Origin of the sequence: Micromonospora sp. RL09-050-HVF-A, assembly GCF_019374995.1 — a bacterium.
Taxonomy (GTDB): Bacteria; Actinomycetota; Actinomycetes; order Mycobacteriales; family Micromonosporaceae; genus Micromonospora; species Micromonospora antibiotica.
Map to the genome: position 1 here is coordinate 3,038,598 of NZ_JAGKQP010000002.1, position 16,403 is coordinate 3,055,000.

The 16,403-nt window shown below is 70.2% G+C and carries 11 protein-coding genes and 2 rRNA genes (1 of these 13 only partly in view); 6 read left to right on the forward strand and 7 right to left on the reverse strand.

Annotated elements, in window-relative coordinates; genetic code table 11:
* The first annotated feature begins 16 nt into the window (after positions 1-16).
* From J7462_RS13060 to J7462_RS13070, 3 genes are read left to right on the forward strand one after another with little or no spacing between them, the layout of a single operon-like run.
* Positions 17-1,027, forward strand: a complete 1,011-nt coding sequence (locus tag J7462_RS13060; RefSeq protein ID WP_219464319.1) for an ABC transporter ATP-binding protein — start codon at positions 17-19, stop codon at positions 1,025-1,027.
* A complete protein-coding gene (locus J7462_RS13065) occupies positions 1,024-1,794 on the forward strand; it encodes an ABC transporter permease (protein ID WP_308290885.1) in 771 nt (256 codons plus the stop codon). Before J7462_RS13060 ends, J7462_RS13065 begins: the two co-directional genes overlap by 4 nt.
* 48 nt (positions 1,795-1,842) lie before the next feature.
* A complete protein-coding gene (locus tag J7462_RS13070) occupies positions 1,843-2,631 on the forward strand; it encodes an ABC transporter permease (protein WP_219464321.1) in 789 nt (262 codons plus the stop codon).
* 101 nt (positions 2,632-2,732) lie between these two features.
* Here J7462_RS13070 and J7462_RS13075 read toward each other — a convergent pair whose 3' ends face one another.
* Positions 2,733-3,518, reverse strand: a complete 786-nt coding sequence (locus tag J7462_RS13075) for an alpha/beta fold hydrolase (RefSeq protein ID WP_219464322.1) — start codon at positions 3,516-3,518, stop codon at positions 2,733-2,735.
* A 121-nt stretch (positions 3,519-3,639) separates the two neighbouring features.
* Between J7462_RS13075 and J7462_RS32960 the strand changes: the two genes are divergently transcribed.
* Complete coding sequence (locus J7462_RS32960) at positions 3,640-6,102, forward strand: glycogen debranching N-terminal domain-containing protein (RefSeq protein ID WP_219464323.1); 2,463 nt, start codon at positions 3,640-3,642, stop codon at positions 6,100-6,102.
* Positions 6,103-6,213: 111 nt separating this feature from the next.
* On the opposite strand, the gene ndk is transcribed toward J7462_RS32960, so the two are convergent.
* Positions 6,214-6,639 carry a nucleoside-diphosphate kinase gene (gene ndk, locus J7462_RS13085; RefSeq protein WP_208570945.1) on the reverse strand — a complete coding sequence of 142 codons (426 nt, stop codon included), beginning with the start codon at positions 6,637-6,639 and terminating at the stop codon, positions 6,214-6,216.
* Between the two features lie 141 nt (positions 6,640-6,780).
* On the opposite strand from ndk, the gene J7462_RS13090 reads away from it, so the two are divergent.
* Positions 6,781-8,148: a VOC family protein gene (locus tag J7462_RS13090; protein ID WP_219464324.1), complete on the forward strand. Its 1,368-nt coding sequence runs from the start codon at positions 6,781-6,783 to the stop codon at positions 8,146-8,148.
* A 6-nt stretch (positions 8,149-8,154) separates the two neighbouring features.
* Here J7462_RS13090 and J7462_RS13095 read toward each other — a convergent pair whose 3' ends face one another.
* The 3 genes from J7462_RS13095 to J7462_RS13105 form a co-directional block, all read right to left on the reverse strand.
* Complete coding sequence (locus J7462_RS13095; protein ID WP_219464325.1) at positions 8,155-8,655, reverse strand: DUF4233 domain-containing protein; 501 nt, start codon at positions 8,653-8,655, stop codon at positions 8,155-8,157.
* Positions 8,652-9,923: a folylpolyglutamate synthase/dihydrofolate synthase family protein gene (locus J7462_RS13100; protein WP_255598542.1), complete on the reverse strand. Its 1,272-nt coding sequence runs from the start codon at positions 9,921-9,923 to the stop codon at positions 8,652-8,654. Before J7462_RS13100 ends, J7462_RS13095 begins: the two co-directional genes overlap by 4 nt.
* A gap of 92 nt (positions 9,924-10,015) precedes the next feature.
* Complete coding sequence (locus J7462_RS13105) at positions 10,016-12,634, reverse strand: valine--tRNA ligase (RefSeq protein WP_219464327.1); 2,619 nt, start codon at positions 12,632-12,634, stop codon at positions 10,016-10,018.
* A gap of 70 nt (positions 12,635-12,704) precedes the next feature.
* Here J7462_RS13105 and J7462_RS13110 point away from each other — a divergent pair, with 70 nt between their 5' ends.
* Positions 12,705-13,388 carry a hypothetical protein gene (locus J7462_RS13110; RefSeq protein ID WP_219464328.1) on the forward strand — a complete coding sequence of 228 codons (684 nt, stop codon included), beginning with the start codon at positions 12,705-12,707 and terminating at the stop codon, positions 13,386-13,388.
* A gap of 177 nt (positions 13,389-13,565) precedes the next feature.
* On the opposite strand, the gene rrf is transcribed toward J7462_RS13110, so the two are convergent.
* Both rrf and J7462_RS13120 read right to left on the reverse strand, forming a co-directional pair.
* Positions 13,566-13,682, reverse strand: a 5S ribosomal RNA gene (gene rrf / locus J7462_RS13115).
* Between the two features lie 100 nt (positions 13,683-13,782).
* Positions 13,783-16,403 (reverse strand): 23S ribosomal RNA (locus J7462_RS13120) (it continues 488 nt past the right edge of the window).

Below are 16,403 nucleotides of genomic sequence, written 5' to 3' on the forward strand. Positions count from 1 at the left end.
CCATAGATTCGCGGCCATGGGTGAGCACGCGATCGAGGCGGTGGGGCTGCACCGCAGCTACCGCAGCCGGACCGGATGGCTACGACCGCAGCGTCGGGAGGTGCACGCCGTCGCCGGGGTCGACCTCACGGTGGGCCACGGTGAACTGTTCGGCCTGCTCGGCCCGAACGGCGCCGGCAAGACCACCACCATCAAGCTGCTCAACACCCTGCTCATCCCGACCGGGGGCGAGGCCCGGATCTGCGGCTTCGACGTGGTCCGGCAGACCCGGGAGGTGCGCCGCCGCATCGGGTACGTCTTCGGCGGCGACCGGGGCCTCTACGACCGGCTCTCCGCCCGGGACAACCTGCGCTACTTCGCCGAGCTGTACGGCGTACCGGGCCGGGAGCAGAAGCGTCGGATCGCCGAGCTGTTCGAGCTGGTCCGGTTGACCGGCCGGGAGGACGACCGGGTCGAGGGCTACTCCCGGGGGATGCGCCAGCGGCTGCACATCGCCCGGGGGCTGCTGCACCGGCCCCGGGTGCTGTTCCTCGACGAGCCGTCGATCGGGGTCGACCCGGTGGCCGCCCGGGAGCTGCGGCAGGCCGTCGCCGACCTGGCCGCCACCGGCACCACCGTGCTGCTGACCACGCACTACATGGCCGAGGCCGACGAGTTGTGCGGTCGGATCGCGGTGATCGCGGGCGGTCGGATCCAGGCCCTGGGCACCCCCGCCGAGCTGCGCCACCACGCCGACGGCCGGCGGGTGCTGGAGGTGCAGGCGTACGGGGTGACCGACGGGCAGCTGGCCGCCATCCGGGCCCGGCCCGGCGTACGCGAGGTGAGCCTGGCGGTGCACGGGGCGGCGCAGGTCCTCGGGGTGCAGTCCGACGCGGGGGTGGACGTGCAGGCCGACGTGCTGCGGGAGCTGGACGGGGTACGGCTGGGCCGGGTGACCGCCCGGCAGCCCACCCTGGAGGACGCGTACGTGGCGATCGTCAACCGGGCGGCGGAGCCGACGCCGGTGGCCGGGCCGGTGCCGGCGTGAGCACCCTGCGGATGATCGCGGTCGGTGCGCTGCTGCACGTCAAGCAGCTCAGCCGCTCCCCGTTCGAGATCGCCATCGCGTTGTTCGTCCCGGTGGTGCAGGCGACCCTGGCGGTCTATCTGTTCCGGGCCGGCGGTGAGCCGGACCGGCTGCTGGAGGCGGCGGTCGGCGCGGGGCTGATGGGGGTCTGGTCGACGGTGCTGTTCGGCTCCGGCGGGGCGATCCAGAACCAGCGTTGGCAGGGCACCCTGGAAATGATCATGCTGGCGCCCCGGTCGCCCGCGCTGGTGCTGCTGCCGGTCACCCTGGCCACCGGCATCACCGGCACGTACGCGATGCTCGCCACGCTGGCCTGGGGCCGGTTGCTCTACGGCATCCCGCTCGACTTCGCCCACCCGGTGGCCTTCCCGGTGGCGGTGGCCGGTTGCATCGCCGGGCTGGGCATGTTCGGGCTGCTGCTGGCGTCCAGCTTCGTGCTGCTGCGGCACGCCAACGCGCTGGCCAACATGCTGGAGTACCCGATCTGGCTGGTCTCCGGGATGCTCGTGCCGGTCACCGCGCTGCCCGGCTGGACCGGGCCGGTCGCCGCGGTGCTCCCGACCACCTGGGGCGCCCGCGCCGTGCACGAGGCCGCGTCCGGCGGGCCGGTCTGGCCGGCGCTGGCCGTCTGCCTGGCGATCAGCCTGGCCTGCCTGGCCGCCGGCTGGGTGTTGATGACGTACGTCGAGCGCCGGGCCCGGGTCACCGCGACCCTGGCCCTGTCCTGAGGAGGCACCGGTGCCAGTCCCGTCCCGACCGGCCGACGGAGGTCCCCGGTGAGCGCGCTGTTCCGGCTCGTCGGCGTCGGTGGGGTGATCGCCTACCGGGCCCTGTTCAACTGGACCACCCCGTCGATCTTCGTGGGCACCCTGCTGGTAGGCCCGCTGTTCCAGCTCTTCTTCTTCGCCTACCTGGGGCGCGAGTTCGGGGTCGCCGACGACCGGTTCTACATCGTCGGCAACGCGGTGCTCACCGCCGCACTGGCCTGTGTCTTCGGCGGCACCATGGCGGTGGCCAACGAGCGGCGCTTCGGCACCCTCGGGCACGTGCTGCTCTCCCCGCGCAGCCGCACCGCCATCTTCCTCGGCCGGGTGCTGCCGTACGCCGGCAACGGCCTGCTGATCGCGGCGAGCACGCTCACCGTGGCCGCGCTCCTGCTCGGCCTGCGGATCCCGCCCACCGCCCTGCCCGGCCTGCTGCTGGCCCTGGCGACGGCCTCGCTGGCCTGTGGTTTCTTCGGGCTGACCCTGGGGGCGTTGGGGTTGCGGTTCCGGGACGTCTTCCTGATCTCCAACGTGGCGGTGGCGTTGCTGCTGCTGTTCACCGGGGTGAACGTGCCGGCCGACGCCCTGCCGGCGGGCATCCGCGCGGTCGGCGCGGTGCTGCCGATCACCCATGCCGCCGACGCGGCCCGACGGCTGGCCGGCGGCGTCCCGCTGGTCGACGTCCTGCCGGCGATCGGTGCGGAGCTGGCCGTCGGGGTCGGCTACGCCGTGCTGGCGGCCGGGCTGCTGCGGGTGTTCGAGGCGGAGTCCCGTCGTCGCGCCTCGCTCGACACCCTCTGAGCCCCGGGCCGGCCGCCCACCGGGCCGGCCCCACCGCGCGGGCGGTCGGCGGGGCGGGCGGGCGCGACCGCCACCCCCGCCGGCCCGGGCCGGGCCGCGGCTCAGCCGGTGACCTCCAGGTAGCGGTCGAGCATCGCGTCGACCTGGGCCGGCACCTGGAGCTGGACGAAGTGTCCGGAGCCCACCGTCTGCCCGATGAACGCCTGCGGCGCGAGCTGGGCCAGCCGGGCGTAGTCGGCGAACGGGGCGTTGCTGCCCACGAAGAGCAGCGGGCGGTCCCACCGGTGCAGGGCGGCCACGTCCCCGTCGGTGGCGATCCAGTCGGCCAGTCCGGCGATCGGCGCGTACGCGACCTCGGTCGAGGGTCGGGCCATGGCCGCCACCACCCGCTCCACCAGACGCGGGTCGGAATACGCCGGGAAGTACGACCTGACGATCGACTCCCGGACCGTGCCGGAGGTGTCGTCCCGCAGCGAGGCCGCCACCTGGGCGATCGCGGCGGCGGCCCCGGGTGGCCCGGCCACCGCCGAGTCGAGCAGCCCCAGCCCGGTGAACCGGTCCCGGTCACCGGCGGCGGCCACCAGTGACCAGACGCCGCCCAGGCTGTGCCCGATCACGAAGACCCGGCGCAGGTCGAGGGCGTGGGCGAAGGCCCGCAGGTGGCCGGCCAGCTCGGGGACACCGTAACCGTCGGTCGGGGGTGGACTGGCCCCGTGGCCGGGCATGTCGACGGCGATCACCCGGGCCTGCCGGTCGGCCAGGTGCCGGGCCAGGGGCGCCATGAAGTCGTGGTCGCAGCACCAGCCGTGCACCAGCAGGAAGGTGCCCCGCCCGCCGTGCCCGTACGTCCGGTACCGCATCCCGGCGGCCGTCTGCCTGTCCGTCATCGAGTCCTCCCCGGAGTTTGCGCAGCGTAGTGGCGTTCTTCCACTTAAGCGCGCCCGGCCACGTCCGGCGCGGCGTATTGTTCCTTTTGGCACACCTGGACCTTTTCGCCGGTGTGCCGGCGTGGGACGGGAGCGGGCGGTGGACGGGCGGATCGAGGAGTTCTTCGCCGACCTGGCCGCGAACGGCCGGGGACGGTTGCCCGCCGCCCCCACCGGGCTGCTCCGCTTCGAGATCGTCGCCGAGGACGGCGGGACCGCCGCCTGGTTCGTCCGGCTCGATGACGGGCACACCCGGGTGACCCGGCACGGGGACGACCCCGACTGCACGGTGGAGGTCCGGCCGGAGGCGTTCACCCGGTTGCTGGCCGGCCGGGACAACCTGGTGGCGATGCTGCTGCGTGGTGACGTCTCGGTCGCCGGCGACCTGGCGCTGCTGTTCACCTTCCGGCGGCTGCTGCCGGTCGACGCCGACAGCACCGGCACGGGGCCGGCCGCCGAACTGGTCCGGCACACCACCCCCAGCCTCATCGGGCTGCACGAGGTCAGCAGCGTCTTCGCCGGCAACATCTTCATGATCAGCGCCCGGAACGGTGACGTGCTCAGCGCCCCGAACACCCCGCTCGGGTTGTTCTCCTTCGACACCCGGTTCCTGTCGACCTGGCGGCTGACGGTCAACGCGGAGACCCTCTCGGTGCTCTCCGTCGACGACGTCGCCACCTACGAGGCCAAGTTCGGGCTGGTCCCCGGGGAACCCACCCACTACGTCAACGCCACCACCTCCGTGCTGCGCCACCGCTGGGTGGGCCCGGAGTTCGAAGAGGAGATCGTGCTGTTCAACTACGCACCGGAACCGGTGCGGTACGTCGTCCGGCTCGACGCGGGCGCGGACTTCACCGAGGTGCTGGAGGTCCGCGACGGCTTCCGCCGGGCCCGGCCGGTGACCGCGACCATCGCCGACGACGCGCTGCGGCTGCACTACCGGCGGGGCAGCCTGCACCGGGAGACCGTGATCACCTCCAGCACGCCGGCCGAGCTCGACGACCACGGCCTGACCTGGACGATCACCGTCGCGCCGCACGGCACCTGGTCCACCCGGCTACGGGTGCTGGCCCTCCTGCGCGACCTGCACCGCCGCGACCTGCGGGAACGACTGACCAGCTCGGTGGGGCGCAGCGAACACCAGCGGGGCCGGGACATCGCCGCCCGCACCGCCGGGGTGCCCCGGCTGCGCGCCGACCACAAACCGTTGCAGCAGGCGTACGAGTACGGCATCCGGGACCTCGCCGCGCTGCACTACCCGGGGCTGAACTTCCAGACCGCGCTGCCCGCCACCGGGCTGCCCTGGTCGATGGCGCTACTCGGCCGGGAGAGCCTGATCAGCAGCTTCCAGGCGCTGCCCTTCATGCCCGAACGGGCCGTCAACACGCTGCGCATCCTGGCGCTGAGCCAGGGTGTGCGGCAGGACCCGTTCCGGGGCGAGCAACCCGGCAAGATCGTCCAGGAGAGCCGGTACGGCGACTCCGGCGCGTTCAACGACACCCCGGAGGCCGCCAGCTTCAGCGCGGTCGACACCACCGCCGCCTTCGTCATCCTGCTCGACGAGTACGAACGCTGGACCGGCGACGCGGAACTGGTCCGCCGGTTCGAGTTCGAGGCCCGGGCCGCCATCGGCTGGCTCGACTCCGACGCGGACCCGCCCGGCAGCGGCTACGTCTGGTCCACCCGACGCCCGACCCGTACCGGTCCGCAGAACGAGAGCTGGCGCAACTCCGCCGACGCGATCTGCTTCCACGACGGCCGCCCGCCCACCTACCCCCTGGCGATCTGCGAGATCCAGGGGTACGCCTACGAGGCCCGCCGCCGGGCCGCCCGGATGGCCCGCCGCTTCTGGGGCGACCCGGGCTGGGCCGACCAGCGGGAACGCGACGCCGCCCGGCTGCGGGAGCGGTTCGACCGGGACTTCTGGTTACCCGAGCGTGGCCACTACGCGGTGGCGGTGCAACTCGACGGCACCCCGCTGGACTCGCTCACCTCCAACATGGGGCAGCTGCTCTGCACCGGCATCGTCGCGGCCCACCGAGCCGAGCAGATGGTGGCGCACCTGTTCTCCCCGGCGCTCTACTCCGGTTGGGGCATCCGCACCCTGGCCAGCACGGCAGCCGACTACAACCCGCTCGGCCACCACACCGGCGCGGTCTGGCCCTGGGAGAACTCGCTGATCGCCTGGGGGCTGCGCCGGGCCGGGTTCCGGGCCGAGGCCGCCCGGATCGCCACCGGGCTGCTCGACGCCGCCCGGCACTTCCAGGGTCGACTGCCGGCCTACCTCACCGGCTACGACCGGGCCACCACCCATGTTCCCGTCCCGCACGGCTTCACCGACAGCCCGTACGCCCCCTCGGCCGGGGCGCCCCTGTTGCTGCTGCGCACGCTGCTCGGGCTCGAACCGTACGAGGACCATCTCGCCGTCGACGCCGCGATGCCGGAGGAGCTGGGCCAGATCGAACTGCTCGACATCAGGGGCCGCTGGGGCTACGCCGACGCCCTCGGCCGGGGCCGCCCGTTCCGTGACCGCCCCACGCCCTAGCGGGGTGTGGGGCGGTGGGCCCACCCGGAGCTGCCGTCCCCGGCCCACGGCCCGTTCTGCCGGCCGGGGGTGGCCGGGCAACCCTACGGGTGACCCGCCGTCAGCGCAGGATCAGCCGAGGGTGGGGAACCACAGGGCGATCTCGCGCTTGGCGCTGTCGGTGGAGTCCGAGGCGTGCACGAGGTTCTCCCGGTTGGACAGCGACAGGTCACCCCGGATCGTGCCGGCGGCGGCCTTGCGACCGTCGGTGCTGCCGATCATCGCGCGGACCACCTCGATCACCTGGTCACCGGAGAGCACCAGCGACACCAGCGGACCGCTGGTCATGAACGTCTTCAGCGGCGGATAGAACGGCTTGTCCACGTGCTCGGCGTAGTGCTGGTCGGCGAATCCGCCGTCCAGGGTCCGGGTCTCCAGCGCGTCGATCCGCAGGCCCTTGCGCTCGAAGCGGGAGATGATCTCGCCGACCAGGCCACGGCGCACCGCGTCGGGCTTGATCAGTACGAGGGTGCGCTCATCCGCGCTGCTGCTGGACACGCTGGGTTCCTCCTGTGCGCACAAGGCGGTTCGGCTGGGTACGGTCAGCCTAGCGACCCGGTTGCGGTACCGGCGCGGCGGCTGCTCTTTCCCTCGGTCGCCGTCGGGCCTAGCCTGGCTCTGACCCCTGGGAGGTCCACTGTGGCGAATGGCGGGAACCGCACCATCGCGCCGGTACGCAAGCTGATCGCCGCGGTGCTCGGCACCGTGGCCACCTTCGTCGTCCTGTTCGGGCTGGGCATGACCAGCTGGGCCATCGTCGCGCTGGGCGTGGCCCTGGTGGTGCTCGCCGTGGCCCTGGGCACCGTGCGCGGGGGTGGACGCACCTGGGTGGTCGGCGTCGGCCACGTGCACAGCGCCTCCGAACCACCGACCCAGTACGCCTTCGGCCGGTGCGAACTCCAGCTGGTGATCGACGCCCCGGGTATGCCGCCCCGGTCCAAGAAGATCATCGAGCCCCGGGTGCCGGTGGCGAAGTGGCCGTCGTTGGGGCAGACCCTGCCGATCCGGGTGGCCCTGGACGACCAGCGGCACATCCGGGTCCTCTGGGACGAGGTGCCGACCCACACCGAGTCGACCATGACCATGGCCGACCTCCCCCCGGAGTACGCCGGGGCCGAGCCGATCGACGACCTGCTGATCCAGCAGGAGGCCCCACCGTGGGCCGGCCGCACGGCCGACGACGACTTCCGCGACGAGTTCCGTGACGACCTGCGCGACCCCCCGTCCGTCGGCCCCCTGCCCGACGACGCGTCGCCGGACGACCCGCCGCGGTCGACGTCGCCCCACCAGGAGCCGGCCCGGGCCGAGCCGCTGCGCGACGACGTCGAGGTGCTCACCGACGAGCGGGAGCCGGTGGTGGTGCACCAGCGGCCCGGCCGCCCGGTGGTGCTGGAGGGCACCGTGGTCGAACAGTCGACGACGGGCCCACTGCCCCGGCGGGCCACGGCGACGGCCGCCCCCGCCCCCCGCCCGCCCGCCGAGGAGCGGTTCGACGAGCCGATCCTCGACCCGGTCGACGTGCCGCTGGACGCCCCCGCCGCCACCGAGGGGCGGCTCGACCCGGAACTCGACGAGGCGATCTTCGGGTACGACCCGACGGCCGCACCCGCCGAGCCGGAGGAACTGGCCGCCCCGATCAGCGGCGTCGGGCTGACCCTGCTGGTCACCGACCTGTCCCGGTCGTTGGAGTTCTACCGTGACGTGCTCGGCTTCGAGGAGTTCGACCGGGGCTCCGGCAACGCCGTCCTCGCCTCCGGGGCGACCCGCCTGGTGCTGCGCGAGGTGACCGGGGCGGCCCCGATGAGCCGCCGGCTGGTCCACGTCAACCTGGAGGTCGACGACATCGAGGCAGCCTACCGGCGGCTCAAGGACTCCGGCCTGCGGTTCACCTACGCCCCCCGGGTGGTCAACCGTGGCTCCCGGGTGGAGGTGTGGGCCGCGGCGTTCCGCGACCCGGACGGGCACGGCATCGCGCTGACCCAGTGGCGGGAACGCGCCGACGCCTGACCCCGCTCAGCCGAGGATGACCCGGCGCACGTGCAACGCGTACGCCCACACCAGGGCGAAGATGACCCCGAGACCGAACAGCGACCAGTGCAGCAGGCCGGCGAGCAGCAGCAGCCCCTGGAGCACGGTGCCCGCCGACCAGGCCCACCGGCGGCGCATCAGGCCGGCCAGCAGCACCGCCGCCACGGCCAGCGCCACGGTGGCCGCGATCGCCGCCCCACCGAAGTGCCCGCCGACCACCCGGATCGGCTGGATCGCCAGCAGCAGGACCAGCGCCTCCAGGCCGAGCGTCCCGGCCCCGAGGCCCCGTACCGCCGCCTCGGGGTTGCGCAGCCCGGAACGCCGCCCGGTCGCCACCGCCGATCCGGCCTCCTGCGCTGGCCCGGCGCTCCCGGTCGGTCCGGCGTCCTTCGACGGTCCGGCGCCCCCGGACGGGGCGGCGTGGGTCGGGTCCGGGCGGTCGGCGGGGCTGACCGGGCCCGGGCCCTCCGGGGTCGGCCCGGTCATCGCTTGAGCAGCCGTCGGGCGTCGGCCACCGTCACCACCGAACCGGTGACCAGCACCCCCACCCCGGACAACTCGCCGGGGACGTCGTACTCGGCCTCGGCGACGGCCGCCTCGATGGCGTCCGGCATCTCGCCGGCCACCTGCACCCGGTCCGGGCCGAAGACCTCCGTGGCCAGCTCGGCCAGCTCCTCGGCCGGCATCGCCCGGGGCGAGCTGTTGCGGGTGACGACGAGCGAGTCGAGCACCGGCTCCAGCAGCTCCAGCAGGCCGGCGGCGTCCTTGTCGCCGAGCACGGCGAGCACCCCGACCAGCTTGCTGAACGCGAACTCCTCCTGCAGCGCGGTGACCGTGGCGGCCATCCCGTGCGGGTTGTGCGCCCCGTCCAGCAGCACCGTCGGGGCGTTGCGCACCTTCTCCAGCCGGCCCGGGGAGCTGGTGGCGGCGAAACCCTCCCGGACGGCCTCGATGTCCAGCTGCCGCTTCGCCCCGGCCCCGAGGAACGCCTCGACGGCGGCCAGCGCCACCGCCGCGTTCTGCGCCTGGTGCGCCCCGTGCAGCGGGAGGAACACCTCGTCGTACACCCCGCCGAGGCCCTGGATGGTCAGCACCTGGCCGCCGACGGCGACCGCCCGGCGCAGCACCCCGAACTCCGCGCCCTCCCGGGCGACCGTGGCACCGACCTCGGCGCACCGTTCCAGGATGGGCCGGGCCGCCTCCTCCTCCTGCGCGGCGGCGACGACCGTCGCGCCGGAGTGGATGATGCCGGCCTTGTGCAGGGCGATGTCCTCCAGCGTGTCGCCCAGCCACTCGGTGTGGTCGAGCCCGATCGGGGTGAGCACCGCCACCCCGGCCTGGAGCACGTTGGTGGCGTCCTCGGCGCCGCCCAGCCCCACCTCCACCACCGCCACGTCGACCGGCGCGTCGGCGAACGTGGCGAAGGCCAACGCGGTGGTCAGGTCGAAGTAGGTGAGCGGCTCGGCCGACCGCTGGTCGACCAGGTCGGCCAGCGGCTTCACCTCGCGGTACGTGGCGACGAAGCGCTCCTCGTCGACCGGCTCCCCGTCCAGGCTGATCCGTTCCCGGACGGTCTCCAGGTGCGGGCTGGTGTAGCGGCCGGTGTGCAGGCCGAAGGCCCGCAGCAACGAGTCGATCATCCGGGCCGTGGACGTCTTGCCGTTCGTCCCGGTGAGGTGGATCGACGGGTACGCCCGCTGCGGGCTGCCCAGCAGGTCGAGCAACATCTCGATGCGGTCCAGCTCGAAATGCATCCGGGTGAACCCGCGCGCGGCCAGCTCGGCGTCGACGGCGGCGAACTCGCCGCGCCCGGCCCCGGGCCGGCTGGTCTGATCGGTGCGGTCGGTCACGAGGAAAGCGCCTCCAGAGCGGCGTCGATGCGGATCAGGTCGGCCTCGGCCACCGCCAGCCGGTCGCGGATCTTCGCGACCACCGGCTCGGGGGCCTTCCCGACGAACGCCGGGTTGTCGAGCTTCGCGCGGGCCTGCGCGACCTCCTTCTCGGCCGCCGCACGGTCCTTGGTGAGCCGGGCCCGCTCGGCGGCCACGTCGATCGACCCCCGGGTGTCCAGCGCCACGCTGACCTCACCGGGCATGGCGAGGGTGGCGCTGGCCTGGAAGTCGTCGGCCGGGGCGTCCAGCCGGGCCAGCGAACGGATCAGCGGCTCGTGCGCGGCGATCCCCGCCCCGCCGAGCCCGTCCAGCCGGGCGGCCACCCGCTGGGTCGGCCGCAGCCCCTGGTCGGACCGGAACCGCCGGATCTCGGTCACCACCCGCTGGACGGTGCCGACCTCGCGCTCCGCGGCGTCGTCCATCAGCGTACGGTCGGCGGTCGGCCAGGCCGCCGTCATGACCGTCTCGCCCCCGGTCAGCGCCGTCCACAACTCCTCGGTGACGAACGGGATCACCGGGTGCAGCAGCCGCAGCAGCTGGTCCAGCACGTGCCCGAGCACCCGGCGGGTGGTGTCGGCGGCCGGCCCACCCTCGGCGAGCACCGGCTTGCCCAACTCCACGTACCAGTCGCAGACGTCGTCCCAGGCGAAGTGGTACAGCAGGTCGCACACCTTCGCGAACTCGTACGCCTCGAACTGCTCGTCGACCTCGGCGGTGACGTGCGCCAGCCGGGACAGGATCCACCGGTCGACGGTGGAGAGCTGGTCGACGGCCGGCAGCGCACCGGTGGTGTGCGCCCCGTTGAGCAGCGCGAACCGGGTGGCGTTCCACAGCTTGTTGCAGAAGTTGCGGGAGCCCTGGCACCACTCCTCGCTGACCGGCACGTCCCCGCCGGGGTTCGCCCCCCGGGCCAGGGTGAAGCGGGTCGCGTCGGCGCCGTACCGGTCGACCCAGTCCAGCGGGTCGACCACGTTGCCGAACGACTTCGACATCTTCTTGCCGTGCTGGTCGCGGACCATGCCGTGCAGGGCGACCGTGTCGAACGGCTGCCGGCCGTCCATCGCGTACAGGCCGAACATCATCATCCGGGCGACCCAGAAGAAGAGGATGTCGTAGCCGGTGACCAGCACGTTCGTCGGGTAGAACTTCGCCAGGTCCGGGGTGCGCTCCGGCCAGCCGAGGGTGGAGAACGGCCACAGGCCGCTGGAGAACCAGGTGTCCAGGACGTCCTCGTCCTGCCGCCAGCCCTCGCCGGTGGGGGGCGTGTCGTCGGGGCCGACGCAGACGATCTCGCCGGCCGGGCCGTACCAGACCGGGATGCGGTGGCCCCACCAGAGCTGCCGGGAGATGCACCAGTCGTGCATGTTGTCGACCCAGGCGAAGTAGCGCTTGGCCAGCTCGGCCGGCTCGATCTTCACCCGCCCGTCGCGTACCGCGTCGCCGGCCGCCTTGGCCAGCGGGGCGGTGTTGACGAACCACTGCAACGACAGCCTCGGCTCGACGGTGGTACGACACCGGGAGCAGTGTCCCACCGCGTGCACGTACGGCCGCTTCTCGGCCACGACCCGGCCCTGCTCGCGCAGCGCGGCGACGATCGCCGGGCGGGCCTCGTACCGGTCCAGGCCCTGGAACGGGCCGGGGGCGGTGATGACGCCCCGCTCGTCCATGATCGTCAGGGCGGGCAGGTCGTGCCGCTGGCCGATCTCGAAGTCGTTGGGGTCGTGCGCCGGGGTCACCTTGACCATGCCGGTGCCGAACGCCGGGTCGACGTGCTCGTCGGCGACGATCGGGATGTGCCGGCCGGTCAACGGCACCTCCACCGTGGTGCCGATCAGGTGCCGGTAGCGCTCGTCGTCGGGGTGCACGGCCACGGCGGTGTCGCCGAGCATCGTCTCGGCCCGGGTGGTGGCGACCACCACCTCGTCGCTGTACCGGATCGAGACCAGCTCACCCTCGTCGTCGGTGTGCTCCACCTCGATGTCGGACAGCGCGGTCAGGCAGCGCGGGCACCAGTTGATGATCCGGTTGGCCCGGTAGATCAGCCCGTCGTCGTAGAGCTTCTTGAACATGGTCTGCACGGCCCGGGACAGGCCCTCGTCCATGGTGAAACGCTCACGGTCCCAGTCGACCGAGTCGCCGAGCCGGCGCATCTGGCCGAGGATCGCACCCCCGGACTCGGCCTTCCACTGCCAGACCCGCTCGACGAACTGTTCCCGGCCCAGGTCGTGCCGGGACAGCCCCTGGCCGGCGAGTTGCCGCTCCACCACGTTCTGGGTGGCGATGCCGGCGTGGTCCATGCCGGGCAGCCAGAGCGCCTCGTACCCCTGCATCCGCTTGCGACGCACCAGGGAATCCTGGACCGTGTGGTCCAGGGCGTGGCCCATGTGCAGCACACCGGTGACGTTCGGTGGCGGGATGACGATGGTGAAGGGGGGCTTGTCGCTCTGCGCCGACGCCCGGAAGTGGCCGGCGGCTACCCACTGCTCGTACCGTCGCTGCTCTACCTCGCCGGGCTGGTACTGGCCGGCAAGGGTCGGGGCGTCGGGGCGTCGGGCATCCAGTCTCTCGGTCACCTGCGAAAGTCTACGGAGCGCTTCGGCGGACCCGACGTGCGCCACCGGTCATTCGCGTACGGTGGCGAACATGTCCGACGCACATCTCACCGAGCGTCAGCTCATCGAGGGTCCCGAACCGGTCGAGCTGACCGACGAGCCGATCCGGTTGAGCAACGACGACCCGGAGCGGAGCCCCCGGGCGCTGGGCCGGGTGTCCCGCCGCCGGCGGATCGCGCTGACCGTCGCCCTGGTCGTCGGCCTGGCCGGTGCCGCCGCGTTGGGCACCGCCGGCTGGCGGATCGCCCGGGAGAAGGATGCCCGTCTCGGCACCCCCGACCAGGTGGCGGGTCTGACCCGCGACGACTCGGAACGGGCCCGCAGCACCGCCGACTACCTGCGCAGCGGATTCGCCGCCGACATCGACCTGGACCGCAGCATCGGTACCGTCTACCGCGACCCGGCCGACGAGAAGCGGGCGGTGCTGTTCTTCGGCGGCACCACCCTGCTCTGGCAGCCGGAACGTGACCTGGACAGCCTCTTCCGGCTGATGGCCGACGAGACCGGCCGGGTCACCGACGTCCGTGAGGTGCCCGCTGGAAAGTACGGCGGCGTGATGAAGTGCGGTCGCACCAGTGGCGACGGTGGGGACTTCGCGATCTGCGGGTGGGCGGACCACGGCAGTGTGGCGATGGGCATGTTCGCCAATCGCCCGGTCGACGAGTCGGCCGGCCTGTTCCGCCAGCTCCGCGACGCCATCCAGACCCGAGGCTGACACAGGTAGTGGTATCCGGCCGGTTGGGATACCGCAATGTCAGCCCCCGAGTAAACGGCGACACCCAACGCCCGGCACCTCATACCTGAGGCCCGCTGTTTGACGGTGTGGCTTGGCGTGTTCGGGGCGTGAAAACAGTTGAGGCCGACCCCGAAGGGTCGGCCTCAACCAAAGATTGTCCGGCGGTGTCCTACTCTCCCACACCCTCCCGAGTGCAGTACCATCGGCGCTGGAGGGCTTAGCTTCCGGGTTCGGAATGTAACCGGGCGTTTCCCCTCCGCAATGACCGCCGTAACACTATGAACATATCAAACAACACACACACCCACACAACACACGGTGGGGGGTTGTTTGGTGTTTGTTCAGAGTTGCACAGTGGACGCGTAGCAGCCTTGTAAGCAAGTCCTCGGCCTATTAGTACCGGTCAACTGAACCCGTTACCGGGCTTACATTTCCGGCCTATCAACCCAGTCGTCTAGCTGGGGGCCTTACCCCCACAAAGTGGGGTGGGATACCTCATCTTGAAGCAGGCTTCCCGCTTAGATGCTTTCAGCGGTTATCCCTTCCGAACGTAGCTAACCAGCCGTGCCCCTGGCGGGACAACTGGCACACCAGAGGTTCGTCCGTCCCGGTCCTCTCGTACTAGGGACAGCCCTTCTCAAGTATCCTACGCGCACGGCGGATAGGGACCGAACTGTCTCACGACGTTCTAAACCCAGCTCGCGTACCGCTTTAATGGGCGAACAGCCCAACCCTTGGGACCTGCTACAGCCCCAGGATGCGACGAGCCGACATCGAGGTGCCAAACCATCCCGTCGATATGGACTCTTGGGGAAGATCAGCCTGTTATCCCCGGGGTACCTTTTATCCGTTGAGCGACACCGCTTCCACTCGCAAGTGCCGGATCACTAGTCCCGACTTTCGTCCCTGCTCGACCTGTCAGTCTCACAGTCAAGCTCCCTTGTGTACTTGCACTCAACACCTGATTGCCAACCAGGCTGAGGGAACCTTTGGGCGCCTCCGTTACCCTTTAGGAGGCAACCGCCCCAGTTAAACTACCCACCAGACACTGTCCCTGAACCGGATAACGGTCCGAAGTTAGATACCCAAATCAACCAGAGTGGTATTTCAAGATTGCCTCCACCTATACTGGCGTACAGGTTTCACCGGCTCCCACCTATCCTACACAAGCCCATTCAGATACCAATGTCAAGCTATAGTAAAGGTCCCGGGGTCTTTCCGTCCTGCCGCGCGTAACGAGCATCTTTACTCGTAATGCAATTTCGCCGGGCCTGTGGTTGAGACAGTGGGGAAGTCGTTACGCCATTCGTGCAGGTCGGAACTTACCCGACAAGGAATTTCGCTACCTTAGGATGGTTATAGTTACCACCGCCGTTTACTGGCGCTTAAGTTCTCCGCTTCGCCCCGAAGAGCTAACAGGTCCCCTTAACGTTCCAGCACCGGGCAGGCGTCAGTCCATATACATCGAATTACTTCTTCGCATGGACCTGTGTTTTTAGTAAACAGTCGCTTCCCCCTGCTCTCTGCGGCCATACAACGCTCCACCCGCACGGGGCTTCACGTCTCCGGCCCCCCTTCTCCCTAAGTTACGGGGGCAATTTGCCGAGTTCCTTAACCACAGTTCGCCCGATCGCCTCGGTATTCTCTACCTGACCACCTGTGTCGGTTTGGGGTACGGGCCGCTAAGAACTCGCTAGAGGCTTTTCTCGGCAGCATAGGATCACTGACTTCACCTGAATCGGCTCGGCATCACGTCTCAGCCCCATGTGTTGCGGATTTGCCTACAACACGGCCTACACGCTTACCCCGGCACAACCACCGGCCGGGCTCAGCTACCTTCCTGCGTCACCCCATCGCTTGACTACTACCCACCAGGTTCCTGCGCTCCCCGTTCTCAGTCCGAAGACCTCCAACAGTTCGGGCAGTTAGCACAATAAGGTTCATCACGGGCGCTCTTTCGCGGGTACGGGAATATCAACCCGTTGTCCATCGACTACGCCTCTCGGCCTCGCCTTAGGTCCCGACTCACCCAGGGCGGATTAGCCTGGCCCTGGAACCCTTGGTCATCCGGCGGAAGGGTTTCTCACCCTTCTTTCGCTACTCATGCCTGCATTCTCACTCGTGCCGCGTCCACAACTGGGTCACCCCGCTGCTTCACCCCCGGCACGACGCTCCCCTACCCACCCACACACCTGCACACCCCATCAAGGAGATGCGAAGTAAAATGTGAGTGCCACAGCTTCGGCGGTGTGCTTGAGCCCCGCTACATTGTCGGCGCGGAACCACTTGACCAGTGAGCTATTACGCACTCTTTAAAGGGTGGCTGCTTCTAAGCCAACCTCCTGGTTGTCTATGCGACCCCACATCCTTTTCCACTTAGCACACGCTTAGGGGCCTTAGCTGGTGATCTGGGCTGTTTCCCTCTCGACTACGAAGCTTATCCCCCGCAGTCTCACTGCCGCGCTCTCACTTACCGGCATTCGGAGTTTGGCTGATTTCGGTAAGCTTGTGGGCCCCCTAGACCATCCAGTGCTCTACCTCCGGCAAGAAACACGCGACGCTGCACCTAAATGCATTTCGGGGAGAACCAGCTATCACGGAGTTTGATTGGCCTTTCACCCCTAACCACAGGTCATCCCCCAACTTTTCAACGTTGGTGGGTTCGGCCCTCCACGCGGTCTTACCCGCGCTTCAGCCTGCCCATGGCTAGATCACTCCGCTTCGGGTCTAGAACATGCGACTACGACGCCCTATTCAGACTCGCTTTCGCTACGGCTCCCCCACACGGGTTAACCTCGCCACATGCCACTAACTCGCAGGCTCATTCTTCAAAAGGCACGCCGTCACCCCGCAAGGCTCCGACGGATTGTAGGCGAACGGTTTCAGGTACTATTTCACTCCCCTCCCGGGGTACTTTTCACCATTCCCTCACGGTACTCGTCCGCTATCGGTCACCAGGAAGTATTTAGGCTTACCAGGTGGTCCTGGCAGATT